This is a genomic window from Marixanthomonas ophiurae, assembly GCF_003413745.1.
GTDB lineage: Bacteria > Bacteroidota > Bacteroidia > Flavobacteriales > Flavobacteriaceae > Marixanthomonas > Marixanthomonas ophiurae.
In genome coordinates, this window is sequence record NZ_QVID01000001.1 from 207,935 (window position 1) to 227,995 (window position 20,061).

Consider the following 20,061-nt stretch of genomic DNA (forward strand, 5'->3'; position numbering starts at 1 on the left):
AATTACATAGAAAGTATCTGCTCCTTTTCTTCTTCGGCTTCTTCAAAATCGGAACGGCTGGAAAGTGCTTTGTTTATCCAATTGAGCGCATCGCTTTTATCGCCCAAGTTTTTATAAATCTGTGCAATTCTATAATACGCCCAATCTTTGGGTACACCATCCCGTACCGAATGGTTTTTAATATAAGCCTGCAAACAATCCAACCCTAATTGCGGACTTAAATTATATTGTGCCGAAATTTTTCCTATTTGATAATTAAGACTGTTGCGTTTGTGCTTTTGAAGCGATTCTGAAGCAGTTTTAATAGCCTCTTGTGGCTTATCGTTCTTTTCATATAAGCTAGTGAGCTTTTCATAGGTATGTGGCGAACCGCCTACTTGTATGGCTTTTTTATAATAGTTCTCTGCATCTTCTGGCCGATTATTATATTCTGCAATGTAGCCGTTAGCCAAAAAACCATCAACAGGTGAAATTCTCAACAATTCATTGGCATAGCTTCTTGCCTTCTTTTCGCTTCCGCCAATAATACCGGGTAGTTGAATGTAAAACTCCACCAATGCCCACCGCACTTCAATATGCTTTGGGTCTAACTTGGCAGCTATCTCAAAGTTCTCTTTAATATCGTCTATATAGGTAAGCGCTCTAATTTTACTTATTTCTAGCGCTTTCATCCCCATAGCACCCCCGTATTTAAAGTGGTAATTGGCACTGTTTTGATCTTCTTCTACTAGCTCCTCATAATAGTCTATCGCCGTATCCCAATCTTTTGCATAACTAGCTATATCTCCTAGGTATTCACGTGTTTTTGCATCGTTTGGATGAGACTTTAGGTATTGTTTAAAAAGTGGCTTTGCTTTGCTGAATTGTTCCTTTTTAAAATATGTTTCAGCTTGCTCAAAAGTACTTTGAGAAAACATAATTAGCGGAGCCAATAAAAGTAATAACAGTGTTTTTTTCATATAACTTATTTATCTATTGCGCTTTTTTTAAATTTTTTTAATGCTTTCTCTATTCTTTCAGAATAATACTGAAACAACCTTTCGTCGGTAATGGGCTCTTCAATAAAACCTTTAATTACAACATTCCACGCAAGCTGATCTTTTTTAACATCAACAATGTCCAAATATAGTAATTGATCTATGGCAATTGTCTTTAAGTAAATTCTATTTGTATCTGCCTTCTCTTTTCTGGTTTCGGTATAATTATTCTTTTCTTCTGAAGATATTGGTCTATACGATGAATTTTCTTCCACAAAGAAATTTACGTAAAAGTCTGGGGTTTTGGATTTTTCATATCCTTGTTTATACAGTTGAAGCGCGATAACCTGTAGTACTCTTTTCGTTTCCTCTTCCGGGAGGTTGGAGTCTATTGTGGGGTAGAAACTATAGGTTTTATAGCTGCTAAGATCAATCGTTTTATCGTGTTGAACATCCATTGTGGTGCTACAGGATACCAATACTAAAAGCATATAAAACGACAGAACGTATTTCATTACTTGGAAGGCGGAAATTTTTTAAGGATTTTTGAAACTACTTCTTCATAATGTTCTTTTTTCTGCAGTGGATTGGCTTTTTCTTTTAAATCAGCTTCAGCGATTGCTTGCCAAACCAAATCGTCATTTGAAACATCTATAATATCCATGGTAATGGCTTGTTCATAAATACGACCTCCAATGGGGATTCCACCGCTAACGCCTACACCTACATTACCACCTCCACCACCAACACCAATGCCGATGGTGTTACGAGAACTCCGAAGGTTTTCTTTTGCATAAAAGTTGATATACAATTGTGGTGTTTCAGATTTTACAAAACCGCGTGCTTGCAACACACTATCGGTTGCTTGCATAATACGTTTATCGTCTAGGTCGTTTAACCCAGATTGAATGGTAGGAAAAAAGTTATAGGTAGTGTATTGCGAAAAGTCAACTTCTTTATCATAATCAACGCCTACACTTGTTCCGCAGGATATAAACAATAAGGTAATTAATACAATAGAAGGGTACTTCATAGCTTCAAGAATTATTATTCTACACTAAAACTACGCAAAAAGTACGCCAATAGATTTTTGTTTGATTATTGTTTAACAATTTTTTTAATCAAACTTCCTTTGTTCGTGGTGACGTTCACAAAATAAACTCCTGAAGAAAGCGCCTCCATATTTATTTGTTTTTCTGAAGTCGTGATCAACTGTTTTCCTAAAACGGAATATATCGTCGCTTCTTGAAACGTTAGATTGTTTGAAATTTGTATCTGTAGGGTTGATGAGACTGGGTTAGGATGCAATGTAATGAGCCTTTCTAATAAAAAGTCTTCAACCGAAAGAGGTTCAACAACTTTAGTCGATACGGTATTAGTTATAATAGGCGGATTAAAATCAAAATAAATATTAGCCGTATTTTCTACTTCGTCTCCTATTATAAGCGTCTGGTTTGGTTTTATTTGAAAAGCAATATACCCATTACTTCCTTCCGAGTCGCTTGACTCTGGTGGTAAGTAAATATCTTCAAAAATAAAAGACACCGCATTTCCGTCCAAGATCTCTACACGATAGTCGTGGCTACTGGAAAGCGTTCTAAACGTATTCCAATTAAGATTATCGCTTAAGTTGTCGGTTACGGTTATATTAACTGCTGATGCAGACCCTGTGTTTTGAAAACGAACGATGTAATCTAAATACCCATCAACCTCATCTTCATATATTTCTTCACCTTGAAGTACTTGTTTATCGTTAGGGTCGAAGGAATTCACGACTGTTTGGTCAAACTCATAGACATTGTTTTCTGGAGTAGCTTCTTCTGCAACAGGATTTATTTCAGCAATAAATGACAATATATCTCCATCCTGATTAGTAGGTGGTGGCAGGCTATTAAAATCTACATAAATACTACGCGATTCAAAGGGAAGCAATTCTTCAAACTGCCAAGTTATAGTATTATTATCTATGCTATTTTCAGTTGGATTTGATGCTAAATACGTTTGGCGAACATTATCAAAAGTAAGCGTAACATCGCCATTCATAATTGTTGTCCCTAAGTTTTCATACACTACCTTATAATTAGCATCAAAACCAGGTCTTGCATCATTTAGTGGTAATAGGGTTACTTTTAAGTCGTTAAAAACATCGGTTGCTGTGAGGCAGAAATCAATCGTATCCACCTCCCCAATACCTGAAAAGTTTGATACTATTTCGGTGGTTATCGCTTCAAAACCCATTGGTATTGACTCAGAGACTATTGTAGATCGATAATTACCTTGTGCGACATAACGTAAAAAACCTTCATCTTCTAAAGCTGAGACTCTTGTTATATTACCATTATTTAAATTTTGAATATCTACTAAAATTGAATTGGCAGTTGGATCTGTAAGATCACAAGTGTCATTATTTAAATCAAACGTAACAGTTCCACTAATTGTGTTTAGGTCTAAGCCACATTGTTCTATTACTTCAATCTCATTATTACATCCGCTACTATTATTTTGAATAGTAGGATTACCCGAATCATTAATAAAATTACAAGTCGATAAAATATTACAATTAGAAAGGTTCATATTATCTTCAATGTACAGAGTATGTAGGATATTTATATTTTCCAAAGCACTAATATCAGTTAAAGACATATTTTCTTTTATATAAACACTTTCAACAATTGCTGAAACTTCGAACCCATTTAAGTTTTCAAGAGAGGTATTATTTATGATAGAAATGCTTTGGATGTTTTTAACTGTTCCAAATGTGGGCAATTCTACAAGATTTTCCATATCACTAATCTGAATACTCATAGTTCCTTCTGTATGAGCGCCAGATAATCCATCTAAAGAAGTTAATTGACCTAACCCAGTTCCATTTATACCAATTGAGCCATAATTTAAAAATTCAATATTTTCTAGCCCAGCAACATCTGTTAATAGTGGTGCCTGACTAATGGAAATTACTCCAAATATTTTTTCTATTTGCGATAAGGGCGTTAAATCTGTAGTAGTTACTCCGCCAATATTTAAATCATGGTTGAGCACGGTACAGTTTGGATACATAGCACTAAAGTTGTCAATATCACTTTGACTGCTTAGATTTACATCATTAGTAGGACAAGTTGGACATTCTGCTTCCACTTCTGGAACGTTTTCACAACCTGCGCCATTATTTTCAATGGTAACGTGACCAATATAGAGGGTTGCACAAATACTATAAATATTGCAATTTGATAAAATTGGGTTTCCAATTATATCTATATAGCCAGCCCAAACCGAGCCAGTCTTGACATACTGCAATCCAGTAATATCACTTAAAACTGGATTATTTAATAATCGTATTTCAAAAATTTGTAAAGAGCGAGGCAAACCACTAATTTCTGTCAAAGAAATATTGTTTTCTAGTTTTAATTCACCCACATCAATTAAACCACTTAACCCTTCAAGACCTGTAAGTAAATCGTTATTAATTATATAAACATGATTAAGGTTAATCATTTGCTCTAATCCATTTAAATTAATTAATGCGTCATTATTATCAACAATTAAATCATAGTTATTGTTTTGGTATAAGTTTCCAAGTCCTGATAAATCCTGCAAAGAATTATTATTACTTATTTCTAAATCATATATCAATGATAAATTCTGAAATCCATTTAAATTTTGAAGATTTATTGTGTTTAAAATGCGTAGATTTCCTTGAATTTCTGTTATCACAGTAAGTTGACTTAAATCATCAATCGTAGCACCATCAATAATTAAGCTATTTTGTAACTGTGTACAATTAGGATAATCAGTTTGAAATGCATCAACTTCAGCTTGTGTTGTTAATGTAATGGGCTCTGTAGGACACTGCCCAACCCCAACAAAAGAAATCAATAAAAGTAAAGTAGTGAGTAGATATTTTGCCATCTGTAAGATTTTTCAGCAAAATACATATTAAATTTAAACTACAAAAAACTGGCAATCATGACATTATAGGATGCAGAGGTGATTTATTTGTCTTCAACATCTTTATTAAGCATTTTCCAAAGCTGATCTTTTAATTCAGTCAACCCTTGTTGTGCTACAGAAGAAATAAACAAATATGGTAAATCCTTAAACTCTTTATCCAATTGTGCTTTTAGTTCGCCTTTTAATTCTTCATCCAGCATATCGCTTTTTGATATGGCGATAAGGCGTTCTTTATCTAACAACTCGGGATTGTAACGTTTTAATTCATCTAACAGAATATCATACTGTTTTTTAATATCGTCTGCATCGGCAGGGATTAAAAACAATAAGGTTGAATTCCGTTCTATGTGGCGTAAAAAGTAGTGCCCTAAGCCTTTTCCTTCAGCTGCTCCTTCAATAATCCCAGGTATATCGGCCATTACAAAAGTTTGATGGTCACGATACGTTACAATCCCTAAATTGGGTTTTAAGGTTGTAAATTCATAATTAGCAATTTTGGGTTTAGCAGCAGTTACCACAGAAAGCAAGGTTGATTTACCTGCATTTGGGAAGCCTACCAAACCAACATCTGCCAATACTTTAAGCTCTACTGTTATGTTTACTTCTTCACCGTCCAGACCGGGTTGTGCAAAACGAGGGGTTTGTCTCGTAGAAGACTTAAAATGTGCATTCCCTTTCCCACCTTTTCCACCTTTTGCGATAATGCGTTCTTCCCCATGTTCAGTCATCTCGAACAAGGTTTCGTCTGTATCGGTATTTTTAACGACCGTCCCTAATGGCACTTCAATGATTATATCATCTCCATCGGCACCTGTACTCGTTTGTTTTCCTCCAGATCCACCGTGACCAGCTTTATAGTGACGCTTAAACTTTAAATGATACAGCGTCCACATATTTTTATTGGCCTGTAAAATTATATGACCACCTCGACCACCATCGCCGCCATCAGGGCCTCCTTTTGGGATGTACTTTTCTCTGCGTAAATGCGTACTGCCCTTTCCTCCTTTACCAGAAGTTAAGTGAATCTTTACATAGTCAACAAAATTGCCTTCAGTCATAGTATAAATTTAAAAGTCAAAATATAAAATCATAAATGTAAAAGTGTCATTTATGACTTTCAATTTTACTTTTTAGGTTTTAAAGTTTGTCAATTACTTCACTCAAACGCTCCGTAATTTCTTCAATACTACCCACGCCATCGACGCCGTAGTATTTGTCTTGTTTTTGATAGTAATTTTTTAAAATATCCGTCTTACGGTAGTATTCTGCAATGCGCTCTCTAATTACATCTTCGTTGGCATCATCGGCTCTACCGCTAACTTTTCCGCGTTCTAACAAGCGTGTTATCAACACCTCATCATCTACTTCCAACGCAACCATAGCATTTATCTGAGAATTTTTTTCATCCATCAAGTTCGATAGTGCTTCTGCTTGTGCTTCGGTACGTGGAAAACCATCAAAAATAAACCCTTTAGCATCTTCGTTTTTTTCAACTTCAGCTTTTAGCATATTAATGGTTACCTCATCTGGCACTAAATGCCCTTTGTCCATATAGCTTTTGGCCAAATCACCTAATTCGGTGTTATTTTTTATGTTATATCGAAAAACATCTCCAGTTGAAATGTGTACCAGATTATATTTCTCTTTTAAAACGTCGGCTTGTGTTCCTTTTCCTGCTCCCGGAGGGCCAAATAATACGATGTTTGTCATTACTCTTTTGTTCTTTCTGAATAAATTTTTTTATAAATCGCCACATAACGAAGGTGCAAAGATACTAATTGCAAAGCACTTGAGAAGCGTATGATGTAAAAGTGTTTTTACTAAAAAGAACTATTTAATCCTTAGTCTCTTTAACCACTTTCGTTTTTGACAATACATCGTGAAATCCATTCTTCATAAAAAGATACGAAAATTGATCAAAGGGAATTAGACGGCATAAGGTTCGTAACACAAAATCTTTCTCTCTTGGTTTTTCGCCATTCATCATTACCACTTTAGTTTTTGTTGCAAATTTACCAACTGTTTTCTGCCATTTAATTTCCATAATAATATAGTATGCTAAAAAAGAACCGAATACTAAAGCTATAGTGGCAAGCACTACAATTGGATTTTCCGGATCAGGTAATACTAAACTACAAATAAGGAAAACTACCATCGCAAAAAAGTAAGAAACCACTACATCAATTATATAATTGACAAAACGAAGGATGGTGGGTGCTGTCGCTTTATCCAATTTCTCATTCTCCTTATGTAGTATTGCTGCTTGTTCTCGCAGCATTTCAAAAGTACTTGTGTCTATATTTCGATTTTCAATTTCAGCGCTGGCGGCCTCCAAAGCAGCCGGCTGATATTTTACCCTATCAGCAGTTACAATTTGTATTAATTCTTTATCTGTCCGTTGGGACATTACATCCGTAAATTCGTTTTTCATAGAAAGATTTTCTCTTGGTCGTTTTCAGCTTCAGTAAACATATAAAAAAATTAAATTATGGTACTCCTTAAACACTATTTTACCGAGTTTCACCCTACTTTTCTTCGAGTCTTCTTCGACTTTCCTTCGAATAAACCCCCGCTTTTACGTATAAAACTCGAAGGAAATAGGGGGTAAAGTCGAAGAAAACTACTAAAAAGGTACACTAAAATATTTTTCTCTATTAGCACAAGATGTCTCTGCAAACTCTCTTTTAAAAAAATAAAAAACTCCCACACCCTTTTGTTATCTTTGTGCGTATGAACTACTTCTCGTCCTCTTTCACCCTCGGAATACTCGGTGGCGGCCAACTGGGCAAAATGCTGCTGTACGAAACACGTAAATACGATATAAAAACCAATGTGTTAGACCCTAGCGCCGAAGCTCCTTGCCGCATTGCCTGCGACCATTTTGAGCAAGGTGACCTGATGGATTATGATACCGTATATGCCTTCGGAAAAAAAGCAGATGTGCTTACTTTTGAAATTGAAGGCGTGAATGTTGAAGCATTGGAAAAACTGGAACAGGAAGGTGTTACAGTATATCCTTCTTCAAGAACACTTCGAAAAATTCAGGATAAAGGCGTACAGAAACAGTTTTATAAAGAACATAAAATACCCACCTCGCCTTTTAAACGTTATAAAGATAAATACGAGTTGAACGAAGCAATTGTTCGCAAAGAATTGCACTATCCCTTTGTTTGGAAAAGCTGCACTGGTGGTTACGACGGCAAAGGCGTAAGCATTATCCGTGATGCGGAAGATATAATCCCATTACCCGAAGGATCTTGCATTGCTGAAAAATTGATTCCTTTTAAAAATGAATTGGCAGTAATTGTTTCTCGCAACCCAAGTGGTGATGTTCGCACGTATCCGGTGGTAGAAATGGAATTTCATCCGGAAGCCAATCAAGTGGAATACGTTATCTGCCCTGCCCGAATAGAACCTAAAGTCGCCGAAAAAGCAAGAGCCGTTGCCAAACAAGTTTCTGAAACGTTTGAACACGTAGGTTTGTTAGCTGTTGAACTTTTCCAGACAGAAGACGATGAAATTTTGGTTAACGAAGTAGCGCCACGCCCTCATAATAGTGGCCATTACAGTATTGAAGCTAGCTACACCAACCAATTTGAACAGCATTTGCGTGCTATTTTAGACTTACCCTTAGGGAAAACCGATAGTAAAGTAGGAGGAATTATGGTTAATTTAGTAGGCGATGAAGACCATACCGGCGATGTAAAGTATGAAAACATTGAAAAGATTATGGCGATGGATGGCGTTACACCCCATATTTATGGGAAGAAACAAACGCGCCCATTTCGGAAAATGGGGCACGTAACGATTGTAGATGAAGACATTAACCAAGCTCGTAAAGTCGCTGAAGAAGTTAAGAAAACTATACGGGTGGTTAGTGAGTAGTTGGTAGTTGGTAGTTGGTAGTTGGTAGTTGGTAGTTGGTAGTTGGTAGGAAATAAACTATGTTGTCAACACTAATTTACTGAAAAAATTAAAAGAATTATCCCCTTGAGGGGACTATAGGGGTGTAAAACATCCCCCTACCCCCTTCAAAGGGGGAGTAAAATATAAAATTATGAGCAAAGTAGGAATTATTATGGGCAGTACTAGTGACATGCCGGTTATGCAAGAAGCCATAGACATGCTAAAAGGCTTTGATATTGAAGTGGAAGTCGATATCGTTTCAGCACATCGAACACCTGATAAATTATTCGATTATGGAAAAAACGCCCACACTCGCGGCATCAATGTTATCATTGCTGGTGCTGGTGGTGCTGCACACTTACCAGGGATGATCGCCTCTTTATCGCCACTTCCCGTTATTGGCGTTCCTGTAAAGTCGAGTAATTCCATAGATGGCTGGGATTCCGTACTTTCTATTTTACAAATGCCAGGCGGCGTACCCGTTGCCACGGTTGCTTTAAACGGAGCCAAAAACGCCGGGATTTTAGCAGCTCAGATTATTGGCAGCTCAGATAAATGTGTACTTGACAAAGTAGTAGCCTATAAAGAAGGCCTTAAGATGAAAGTTGAAGAAGGCGCTAAACAAATTAAAAACTCAAAACCGAAAAAGTAAAAACAACAAACTGTAATTACAAATAACATACTTATTTTTTCTGTTTTACATTTTACATTTATCATTTACTATGAACAACCCACTACTACAACCTTTTATTACTGCTCCTTTTTCAAAAATAGAAAACGAGCATTTTCTACCTGCAATTAAACAATTAATTGCAGACACCAAGGACGAAATAAATACCATTACAGAAAACACTTCAGAACCTACGTTTGAAAATTCAGTGGAAGCATTAGAGCGTACTGGCGAGCAATTAAACCGAGTGACAGGCATATTCTTTAACCTCAACAGTGCCGAAACCAACGAAGAAATTCAAGAAATAGCACAAGAGGTTTCACCTTTGTTATCAAATTTTAAAAACGATCTGCTGCTTAACGAAGCTTTATTCAACCGTGTCAAAACGGTTTACGACCGTAGAAACTCCATGACGCTTACTGCTGAAGAAAGCATGTTACTGGAAAAACAATACAAAGGCTTTGCCCGTAATGGCGCTAATCTTTCAGAAGAGAAAAAAGAAAAACTCCGTAAAATAGACCAGGATTTATCTAAGCTAAGCTTAACTTTTGGCGAACACGTATTGGCCGAAACCAATAAATACGAATTACATATTACCGAAGAAGAGAAACTCTCAGGTTTACCTGAAGGCGCCAAAGAAGAAGCTGCCGACACAGCAAAAGAGAAAGGCAAAGAGGGCTGGATGTTTACACTGGCCTACCCGAGTTATATTCCATTTATGACGTATGCTGATAATCGCGAACTTCGGAAAGAATTGTCCCTTGCCTTTGGGAGTAAATCTTTTAATAACGATGAATTGGACAATCAAGAGATTGTTCTTCAAATTGCCAATCTTCGGTATCAACGAGCGAAATTGTTAGGTTATGATAGCCACGCGCATTTTGTATTAGAAGAACGCATGGCCGAAACACCCGAAAAGGTTACTTCTTTTTTAGATGAATTATTACAGAAAGCAAAACCAGCAGCCCAAAAAGAGTTTGCTGAACTGGAAGCTTTCGCAAAAGAATTGGATGGCATTGACCAATTACAGAAATGGGACGGAGCGTATTATGCAGAGAAATTAAAACAGAAACGATTTAACCTAGACGATGAAAAGCTAAAGCCTTATTTTGAATTAAAGAACGTAATAAACGGAGTATTTACCGTTGCTAAAAAACTATACGGACTTTCTTTTGAAGAGGTAAACAATATTGACAAATACCACCCAGAAGTAAAAACATACCGCGTTACCGATGCTGATGAAGCGTTGGTTGCCATCTTTTATGCAGACTTTCACCCACGTGCCGGAAAACGTAATGGTGCTTGGATGACTATTTACAAACAACAAGAGATAAAAGACGGTAAAAACGAACGCCCACATATTTCGATTGTATGCAATTTCACCAAACCTACTGCAAGTAAGCCTTCTTTGTTGACTTTTAATGAAGTTACTACGCTGTTTCACGAGTTTGGACATGCGTTGCACGGCATGTTGGCCAACACTACCTACGCAAGTTTATCAGGTGCCAACGTGTATTGGGATTTTGTTGAATTGCCGAGTCAAATATTGGAGAACTGGTGTTATGAAAAAGAAACATTAGAGTTATTTGCTACGCATTATAAAACGGGTGAAGTAATCCCGATGGAATATGTGAGAAAGATAAAAGAATCGGCTGCTTTTCACGAAGGGATGAAAACACTACGTCAACTGAGTTTTGGCATGCTTGATATGGCATGGCACGGCGGCAACCCAAGCAATATAAAAGATGTAAAAGCACATGAAAAAGAAGCTTTTGGCGAAACAACGTTATACCCCGATGTAGCTTCTAACTGTATGAGTACTTCGTTCTCTCATATATTTCAAGGAGGATATTCAGCAGGATATTACAGTTACAAATGGGCCGAAGTATTGGACGCCGATGCCTTTGCTTATTTTAAAGAAGAAGGTATTTTCAATAAAACGGTCGCCGATAAGTTTAAAAACTTTGTGTTATCACAAGGTGGCACCGAAGATCCAATGGAACTGTATATAAAATTCCGTGGTAAAAAACCAAATCCGGATGCGTTGTTAAAACGAGCTGGATTAATTTAAATAAAAAAGGCTGCTATTTTTCAATAGCAGCTCTATTATAAATCTTATATAAATGTGAAAAAGTCTAATTCCTGCTGAAACTTTCCTATTTTTGAATGAATCACTATATAACCAACATATGCCCACGCACACCCTGCACCCCGAAACTTGGGTAGATCGATATTCAGATTATCTTTATAATTACACCATTGTACGTGTAAATGACCATATTGTGGCGCAAGACCTTATTTCTGAAACTTTTTTGGCAGGATTAAAATCTAAAAAAAACTTTAAAGGTAACGCCAGTGAGCGTACTTGGCTCATCGCTATTTTAAAGCGGAAAATAATTGACCATTACCGTAAAAAGAATTCAAAAAAAGGCCAAGCCGAAGTACATATTAGCTACACAGATGATGATATGGAAGGTGACTGGCTAGAAGAACGTGTACAAGATCCATACGATAAAACTGCAGAAGACGAATTAGAAAATAATGAGTTAGGACTTGCTATTTTAGAATGCTTGGATACCTTAGATGAACGTCATGCTACTATCTTTAAAATGAAAACAATCGATAACTTTGATACCGAAGCAATTTGTAATGAATATAATATTACTCCGTCTAACCTTTGGGTGATTATTCATCGCGCCCGAAAAGCGATGGCTAACTGTCTTGAAAAAAACTGGTTATAAATATGAAGTTTAAAATGATGTTTAACTGTGATGAAGCACGTCATACTTGTGACAAAGCACAATATAATGAAGCAAATCTTTGGGATAGTATTAAGCTTAACATGCATATTATATTTTGTCGATTATGTAGAAAACATTCAGCAAGAAATGGTAAATTGACCAAAGCAGTAAAAAACTCTCAGATACAAACGCTTTCACCCGAACAAAAAAATGTAATTAAGGAACAGCTAAGGCAGAAAATGTCCTAGTAAAAAGAAAACAGCCAACCATAAAATAGGCAATCCCTCTACCCAAAAAGAAGCATAATACTTAGGTTGTTCCTTTTTGACAAAAAACACGACAAAAGACGCTAGTAAGCATATAAATAATAAACTTATAGCATAAGCTATAAACAAATCATTTTTAAAACCTTCAATTATAAAACTGATACCTGCTAAAACAGCAACCAATGTATTTGTTCCAGTTACCCCCAAGGTTTGTGGTAAAGTACCCAATACAGAATCGTCATAAGGCAAATCTCTTATTTCAAAAGGAAGCGTAAGTACAATAACCAAGAAAAACCGCTGTATAAAGGTAATCCAAACATCAGCATTCAAAGAATGCCCAGCATGTACCAACGGCACTAGTACCGTCACTCCAGCCCAAACTGCTGCTACCACAAAAATTTTAAGTCCTTTAACCTTCCGCAAGCTCTTATTTTGTAAAACTGGAATGGCATACAAAACTGTTAAGGCTCCAAAAAAGCCTGTTATCAACAATGTTTTAAACTGAAGTTGCATAGCAACATACCCTAAAATCCCAAAACAGATAAACGAAAATACTTGAATAGTTTTCAATGATTTTGCAAGGCTTCTATGGTGCAAAGCAGCAATTGGAGCATATTTCACAAAATTATACCCCGTAATGGTTCCAAAAAACACAAATAACCAAAATATAGTTGAAAGCTCTAGATTAAACTCAAAAACAGTAATTGCTACTAAAGAAATTACAGCCAAAGCAACATGAATACTGCTATTTATGTAGAATTCAAAAATATGTTTTAAGGCTGTCATTATTCCAAAAATAAGTAAAGTGTTAGTAACTTGACTTATTGGTTAACAAAATGTTAGTTTACCTATAAAAAAACGATACTAATTCGTCTATAAAATCGTAATTTTGCCACCTAATTTTGAAACGCATATAATGAACACAGATTCTTTTGCCCTTAGACATATTGGTCCCAGAAGAAGCGACCTCCCCGAAATGCTAAAAACCATTGGTGCTGAATCACTTGACCAGCTCATCTTTGAAACCGTTCCGGATGATATTATCATGAAAAAAGACCTCGATCTAGACGTAGCCATGACCGAGCAAGAATATTTGGAGCACATCACTGAGATGGCCGAAAAAAATAAAGTCTTTAAAACCTATATTGGTTTAGGGTATTATCCTACCAACATCCCTCCCGTTATTCAGCGTAACATATTGGAGAATCCAGGCTGGTACACTGCTTATACGCCGTATCAAGCTGAGATTGCACAAGGAAGGCTTGAAGCGTTACTTAACTTCCAGACGATGGTAAGTGACCTTACTGGAATGAAATTGGCAAATGCTTCTTTGTTAGACGAATCTACAGCTGCTGCCGAAGCTATGTCACTTCTATTTGCTGTGCGTAGCCGAGAACAAAAGAAAAGTAATGCGGTAAAATTCTTTGTTTCTGAAGAAATACTTCCACAAACCCTTTCTGTAATTCAAACTCGTGCCATTCCAATTGGCGTTGAAATAGTAGTAGGTAATCACAAAGAGTTTGATTTTTCCGGAGGATTTTATGGTGTTATGTTACAATACCCTGGAAGAACTGGAAACGTCCATAGTTTTAAAGATTTTATAAAACAAGCAAACGATTCAGATATAAAAGTAGCCGTTGCTGCAGATATTTTAAGCTTGGTCAAATTAGAATCTCCAGGACATTTTGGAGCTGACGTAGTGGTAGGCACCACCCAACGTTTCGGAATTCCATTAGGTTACGGAGGACCACACGCAGCCTACTTTGCTACACGTGAAGAATTTAAACGCTACATACCAGGACGTATTATTGGTGTAACAAAAGACCTTGATGGTAACCGCGCTTTACGAATGGCATTACAAACGCGCGAACAGCACATTAAACGGGATCGTGCAACATCTAATATCTGTACAGCACAAGTTTTATTAGCTGTAATGGCTGGAATGTATGCTGTATATAATGGCCCAGATGGCTTGCAGGACATTGCCGATAAAGTTCATAATACCACAGCTACCTTAGCTAATGCATTAGAAGAAATAGGATTATATCAAATGAATGACACCTATTTTGATACAATTGCTATTAAAACCGATGCGACTAAAATTAAATATATAGCCGAAGCCAAGAACATCAACTTCTACTATCCCGATGATGAAACGGTTTCAATTGCTGTAAATGAGACAACTACCTTAAAAGACCTCAACAAAATAGTAGCTGTTTTTGCTGAAGCAACAAATAAAAAAGTAATTAAGGTTACCGAGATTATAAAAGGAAATGCTATTCCTGCCGAAGCGGCTCGTCAAACAAAATTCCTTACCAGCGATGTTTTCAACAGTTACCATAGTGAAACGGAGTTAATGCGTTATATTAAAAAATTGGAACGCAAAGATTTATCATTAAATCATTCTATGATTCCGTTAGGATCTTGTACGATGAAGCTGAACGCTGCTGCTGAAATGCTTCCGTTAAGTGATCCGCAATGGGGAAATATCCATCCCTTTGTTCCTATTGAACAAGCAGAAGGATATCAACAAGTATTAAAAAAGCTAGAAGATCAATTAACCGAAATCACTGGCTTTGCGGCAACCTCATTACAACCTAACTCAGGTGCACAAGGAGAATATGCAGGCCTGATGGTAATCCGAGCTTATCACGAATCCCGTGGAGAAGCAAATCGAAATATCTGTTTAATTCCTTCATCTGCTCACGGCACCAACCCTGCAAGTGCAGTTATGGCTGGCATGAAAGTAGTCGTGACCAAAGCAGGTGACAATGGCAACATAGACGTAGATGACCTTCGTGAAAAAGCTGAAAAACATAAAGACAACTTAGCTGCTTTGATGGTAACATATCCGTCAACACACGGCGTGTACGAATCTGCCATTAAAGAAGTAACCAGTATTATCCATGAAAATGGAGGTCAAGTATATATGGACGGTGCCAATATGAATGCTCAGGTAGGGTTAACCAACCCAGGTAATATTGGAGCTGATGTTTGTCATTTAAATCTGCATAAAACGTTTTCTATTCCTCACGGAGGAGGAGGACCGGGTGTTGGCCCTATTTGTGTTGCAAAACAACTTGTACCATTTTTACCAACTAATCCAATAATTAAAACAGGCGGCGACAAAGCAATTACTGCTATTTCGGCTGCACCTTTTGGCAGTTCGTTGGTTTGTTTAATATCGTATGCGTACATTAGAATGCTTGGTGTGAATGGTTTAAAACAGGCAACTCAATTTGCTATTTTAAATGCCAATTACATCAAAGAAAGACTAAAAGGCCATTATGAAACGCTTTATAGTGGTGAGCGCAACCGCGCAGCGCATGAATTGATCATCGACTGTCGTCCATTTAAGGAGCATGGTATTGAAGTGACCGATATCGCCAAGCGATTGATTGATTACGGTTTCCACTCACCAACGGTTTCATTTCCGGTAGCAGGTACTCTAATGATAGAGCCTACTGAAAGCGAAAGTAAATATGAACTGGACCGTTTTTGTGATGCGATGATATCCATTAGAATGGAAATCGACTCTGTTTCTAAAGAAAACACTAATAACGTCCTCAAAAATGCGCCGCATACCTTAAAAATGCTTACGGATGATAGTTGGAATTTCCCATACACCAGAAAAGATGCAGCCTATCCTTTAGACTATGTTGCCGAAAACAAATTCTGGCCAACAGTAAGAAGGGTTGACGAAGCATATGGCGACCGTAACCTAGTGTGTACTTGTGAGCCAATTGAATCATATATGGAAGAAGCATAACTGCTATTTAACAAAAAATCCTTACTTTAACAGTTGAGGATTTTTTTTATGACTTTAAAATTGCAATCTAAAACGGAATGGTTTATTATTAACTTGCTATATTTCAGTAATTTAAATTAAAAAGCGTAATGAGTACAAAGATAACAGGTGTAGGAAGCTTTATCCCAAGTGGGATAGCTCCTAATAACCAATTTGAAAACCATAGTTTTTACAATGAAGATGGTTCTCTTTTTGGACACGAAAACGCAGTGATTATTGAAAAATTTGAAGCCATTACCGGTATTTCAGAAAGACGATACATCAAAAATGAACTCACAACCTCAGATATTGCTTTTTTTGCTGCTCAAAAAGCAATTGAAGATTCAGGTATTGATAAAGAAGAGTTAGATTATATAATTGTTGCCCATAATTATGGCGATGTAAAACACGGTGACCACCAGAGCGACACAGTACCTAGTATTGGTTCGCGTGTTAAGCATTTATTGAGAATAGAAAACCCAAAATGTGTTGCCTACGATGTTTTATTTGGCTGTCCAGGGTGGATTGAAGGTATGATACAGGCAAACGCTTTTATTAAAAGTGGTATTGCTAAAAAATGTTTGGTTATTGGTGCTGAAGCACTATCTCGTGTAGTAGATCAGCACGATCGTGATTCCATGATTTACAGTGATGGTGCCGGTGCAACTGTCGTAGAAAAAACAGATGACGATTCTGGTATAATCACGCACAGCAGTGCGACCTACGCTTATGATGAAGCTCATTTTATCTTTTTTGGAGAAAGTAACAACCAAGAAATAAGCGATACTCGTCGATATATTAAAATGTACGGTCGCAAAATTTACGAATTTGCTTTAAACAATGTTCCAGAAGCAATGAAAGCTTGTTTGGAAGAAGGCAATGTTTCTATAAAAGATTTGAAGAAAGTCTTTATTCATCAAGCGAATGAAAAAATGGACGAAGCCATTATAAAACGTTTTTACAAACTATACGGTGAAACCCCTCCCGAAAACATTATGCCCATGAGCATTAACAAACTTGGGAATTCTAGTGTAGCTACCATCCCTACGCTATTCGATCTTGTAAAGAATAATAAAATGGAAGGCCACGAAATAAACAAAGGCGATATTATTTTATTTGCCAGTGTAGGAGCCGGAATGAACATCAACGCAATTCTTTACAAAGTATAAAACTATATGTACGAAGGGAAATTTCCGAAGAAACGCTACAAGCATACTTTAAAGTTTCTAAAAGAAGTGGTAAAAACCGATGAATCTATTTTAGATTTAGGGGTTACAAATCCTTTTTCTGAAATTTTGCAAAAAGAAGGATACAGCGTTACTAACACCAAAGGTGAAGATCTCGACCTGAAAACGGAAGCCGTTAAAACCACCGATTATAATGTGGTTACCGCTTTTGAAATATTTGAACACCTAGTAGCCCCTTTTAATGTATTGCAGGATATTAAAGCAAAAAAACTAGTAGCTTCTGTTCCCTTAAAATTGTGGTTTGCTTCGGCATATAAAAGTAAAACCGATAAACGTGATCGCCATTTTCATGAATTTGAAGATTGGCAATTTGATTGGCTATTAGAAAAAGCAGGATGGACCATTAAAAAGCGAACAAAATTCACAAATCCAGTTAAAAAAGTAGGGTTCAGACCTATTTTACGTCGTTTTACTCCACGATATTATATGGTTTATGCAGAACGCTTATAAATGAGATTCTGCATCATCATACCGGCACATAATGAAGAAGCTTATTTAGAACAAACACTTCAGTCGTTAGTCTCGCAAACGCTACTTCCTCAAAAAATAATTATTGTAAACGATCATTCTACAGATGGCACGCAAGCAATTATTGATCAATTTACAGCTACTTATCCTTTTATCTCAGGGATTGAAACCACCTCAACAGCAAAACACGAACCAGGAAGCAAAGTAATCAATGCGTTTAATAAAGGACTTGAAGTTTCAGATACTGACTATGAAGTAATCTGTAAATTTGATGCAGACCTTATTTTTCCGAAGGATTATTTAGAGAAAATTTCTATCCTATTTAAAAACAACTCCAACTGCGGAGTAGCGGGTGGTTTCTGCTACATTCAGAAAAAAAGAAAATGGGTTTTAGAGAATTTGACTAATACCGATCACGTAAGGGGTGCATTAAAAGCTTACCGAAAAGAATGCTATCAACAAATTGGCGGATTAAAAAGCACCATGGGTTGGGATACTGTTGACGAGCTTTTGGCTCAGTATCATGGCTGGCAGATTAATACGGATGAAACGTTGCACGTAAAACACCTTAAACCTACCGGAAAAACCTACACTAAAGCAGCTCGCTATAAACAAGGAGAAGCTTTTTACAAGTTGCGATATGGGTTAGTTTTAACATCAATTGCTTCCGCAAAACTTTCCCTTAAAAAAAAGAGCTTCAGTTACTTTATCGATTGTATCCGTGGGTACCAAAAGGCTAAAAAAACCACAATCCAACCTATTGTTTCAGAAAAAGAAGGTGGTTTTATTCGAAGGCTTCGTTGGAAGGGAATTAAAAGGAAAATTTTATAACCTTTCGATAACTTGTAGGTATTCAATTCTATGTATTTTTGCTGTTTTAAAATCTATAAAACATAATGAAACTAGTTTCCCTACTCCTCTCTGCTATCGTTCTTTTTTTATGTACTAACTGTGTTTCGGTACAAGTAAAAGACAATACCCTATCAACAACTTCAACAAACAAAAAACCTAAAAATGTTATTCTATTGATTGGTGATGGAATGGGCTTGAGCCAAGTTTCATCAGCATTGTTTTTTCAAAAAAACACTTCAAATTTTGAACGTTTTCCTACCGTTGGGCTTATTAAAACATCATCAGGTAGTGATATGATTACAGATTCGGCTTCAGGAGCCACGGCTTTTGCGTCTGGCGTGAAAACTTATAATGGTGCCATTGGCATGAATTTAGACACTATTCCTACCCCTACTATACTTGAAGAGGTTTCACAAAAAGGATTGAGTACTGGTTTAATTGCTACTTCTTCCATTGTACATGCCACACCGGCTAGTTTTTTTGCACACGTAAAAAAGAGAAGGCAGTATGAAGATATCGCCGCCTTTATGCCAACTAGTGACGTCGACTTTTTTGCTGGAGGCGGACAGAAGTTTTTTAATAACAGAAAAGATGGTCGTAACTTATATTCTGAATTAGAGGAAAATGACTTTCAGGTATATACCGAAAATTTACCAACAACTTCTTCAGAAAAAAAGGAAGCGATACTTCTTGCTGAAGATGGCATGCCTAAAAAAATTGATGGCCGCGGCGACTTTTTACCAGATGCCACACAATTAGCTTTAAAAAAACTAACACAAAACAAAGAAGGATTCTTTTTAATGGTTGAAGGCTCTCAAATAGATTGGGGCGGACACTCAAACGAAGCTGATTACTTAATAGGCGAATTGTTAGATTTTGACAAAACAATAGGTGTCGCGCTTGATTTTGCAGAGATCAACAAAGAAACGCTGATAATTGTCACTGCAGACCACGAAACAGGCGGATTCACATTAGCATCAGACGAGGGAGATTACAATAAAATTAAATCTACCTTTTCCACTAGCGGACATTCCTCGACTATGGTTCCTGTTTTCGCAAAAGGACCTGGTGCTGAACATTTTAATGGCATTTATGAAAATACTGAAATTTATACAAAAATAAAGCAACTGCTTTTAGAATAAGAATATTTGAGGACGTCCTACCTTTTTAAGGGCAACACTCATTGAATTTTATTACTT

General features: G+C 36.7%; 17 protein-coding genes. 9 read left to right on the forward strand and 8 right to left on the reverse strand.

Going from position 1 to position 20,061, the window contains the following annotated elements; genetic code table 11:
• Positions 1 to 2: 2 nt before the first annotated feature.
• The 7 genes from DZ858_RS01005 to DZ858_RS01035 all read right to left on the reverse strand — a co-directional run bounded on the left by DZ858_RS01005 (position 3) and on the right by DZ858_RS01035 (position 7,356).
• On the reverse strand, positions 3 to 959 hold the full coding sequence (locus tag DZ858_RS01005; RefSeq protein WP_117157714.1) for a tetratricopeptide repeat protein: 957 nt from the start codon (positions 957 to 959) through the stop codon (positions 3 to 5).
• Positions 960 to 964: 5 nt separating this feature from the next.
• Entirely contained in the window at positions 965 to 1,492 is a 528-nt protein-coding gene (locus DZ858_RS01010; protein WP_117157715.1) for a DUF4136 domain-containing protein, read from the reverse strand.
• Positions 1,492 to 2,010, reverse strand: a complete 519-nt coding sequence (locus tag DZ858_RS01015; RefSeq protein ID WP_117157716.1) for a DUF4136 domain-containing protein — start codon at positions 2,008 to 2,010, stop codon at positions 1,492 to 1,494. The genes DZ858_RS01010 and DZ858_RS01015 overlap by 1 nt, the downstream gene beginning before the upstream one ends.
• 65 nt (positions 2,011 to 2,075) lie before the next feature.
• On the reverse strand, positions 2,076 to 4,883 hold the full coding sequence (locus DZ858_RS01020) for a DUF7619 domain-containing protein (RefSeq protein WP_117157717.1): 2,808 nt from the start codon (positions 4,881 to 4,883) through the stop codon (positions 2,076 to 2,078).
• A gap of 83 nt (positions 4,884 to 4,966) precedes the next feature.
• Complete coding sequence (obgE, locus tag DZ858_RS01025) at positions 4,967 to 5,983, reverse strand: GTPase ObgE (RefSeq protein ID WP_117157718.1); 1,017 nt, start codon at positions 5,981 to 5,983, stop codon at positions 4,967 to 4,969.
• 79 nt (positions 5,984 to 6,062) lie between these two features.
• Positions 6,063 to 6,635, reverse strand: a complete 573-nt coding sequence (locus DZ858_RS01030; protein WP_117157719.1) for an adenylate kinase — start codon at positions 6,633 to 6,635, stop codon at positions 6,063 to 6,065.
• 124 nt (positions 6,636 to 6,759) lie between these two features.
• A complete protein-coding gene (locus tag DZ858_RS01035) occupies positions 6,760 to 7,356 on the reverse strand; it encodes an RDD family protein (protein WP_117157720.1) in 597 nt (198 codons plus the stop codon).
• A gap of 299 nt (positions 7,357 to 7,655) precedes the next feature.
• Between DZ858_RS01035 and purK the strand changes: the two genes are divergently transcribed.
• The 4 genes from purK (at position 7,656) to DZ858_RS01055 (ending at position 12,242) form a co-directional block, all read left to right on the forward strand.
• Entirely contained in the window at positions 7,656 to 8,810 is a 1,155-nt protein-coding gene (gene purK / locus DZ858_RS01040; RefSeq protein WP_117157721.1) for a 5-(carboxyamino)imidazole ribonucleotide synthase, read from the forward strand.
• A 172-nt stretch (positions 8,811 to 8,982) separates the two neighbouring features.
• Positions 8,983 to 9,483: a 5-(carboxyamino)imidazole ribonucleotide mutase gene (gene purE / locus DZ858_RS01045; RefSeq protein ID WP_117157722.1), complete on the forward strand. Its 501-nt coding sequence runs from the start codon at positions 8,983 to 8,985 to the stop codon at positions 9,481 to 9,483.
• A 70-nt stretch (positions 9,484 to 9,553) separates the two neighbouring features.
• Positions 9,554 to 11,572, forward strand: coding sequence for a M3 family metallopeptidase (locus DZ858_RS01050; protein WP_117157723.1), 2,019 nt, complete (start codon positions 9,554 to 9,556; stop codon positions 11,570 to 11,572).
• 118 nt (positions 11,573 to 11,690) lie between these two features.
• A complete protein-coding gene (locus DZ858_RS01055) occupies positions 11,691 to 12,242 on the forward strand; it encodes a sigma-70 family RNA polymerase sigma factor (RefSeq protein WP_117157724.1) in 552 nt (183 codons plus the stop codon).
• A gap of 227 nt (positions 12,243 to 12,469) precedes the next feature.
• On the opposite strand, the gene DZ858_RS01065 is transcribed toward DZ858_RS01055, so the two are convergent.
• A complete protein-coding gene (locus DZ858_RS01065) occupies positions 12,470 to 13,294 on the reverse strand; it encodes a UbiA prenyltransferase family protein (protein ID WP_117157725.1) in 825 nt (274 codons plus the stop codon).
• A gap of 130 nt (positions 13,295 to 13,424) precedes the next feature.
• On the opposite strand from DZ858_RS01065, the gene gcvP reads away from it, so the two are divergent.
• The 5 genes from gcvP (at position 13,425) to DZ858_RS01090 (ending at position 20,004) form a co-directional block, all read left to right on the forward strand.
• Positions 13,425 to 16,277, forward strand: a complete 2,853-nt coding sequence (gene gcvP, locus DZ858_RS01070; RefSeq protein ID WP_117157726.1) for an aminomethyl-transferring glycine dehydrogenase — start codon at positions 13,425 to 13,427, stop codon at positions 16,275 to 16,277.
• A 128-nt stretch (positions 16,278 to 16,405) separates the two neighbouring features.
• Positions 16,406 to 17,464 carry a 3-oxoacyl-ACP synthase III family protein gene (locus tag DZ858_RS01075; protein WP_117157727.1) on the forward strand — a complete coding sequence of 353 codons (1,059 nt, stop codon included), beginning with the start codon at positions 16,406 to 16,408 and terminating at the stop codon, positions 17,462 to 17,464.
• Positions 17,465 to 17,470: 6 nt separating this feature from the next.
• A complete protein-coding gene (locus DZ858_RS01080; RefSeq protein ID WP_117157728.1) occupies positions 17,471 to 17,992 on the forward strand; it encodes a class I SAM-dependent methyltransferase in 522 nt (173 codons plus the stop codon).
• On the forward strand, positions 17,993 to 18,841 hold the full coding sequence (locus tag DZ858_RS01085; protein ID WP_117157729.1) for a glycosyltransferase family 2 protein: 849 nt from the start codon (positions 17,993 to 17,995) through the stop codon (positions 18,839 to 18,841).
• Positions 18,842 to 18,906: 65 nt separating this feature from the next.
• The gene (locus DZ858_RS01090) at positions 18,907 to 20,004 is read left to right on the forward strand and encodes an alkaline phosphatase (RefSeq protein WP_117157730.1); all 1,098 of its coding nucleotides are present in this window, start codon (positions 18,907 to 18,909) and stop codon (positions 20,002 to 20,004) included.
• The last annotated feature ends 57 nt before the right edge of the window (positions 20,005 to 20,061 follow it).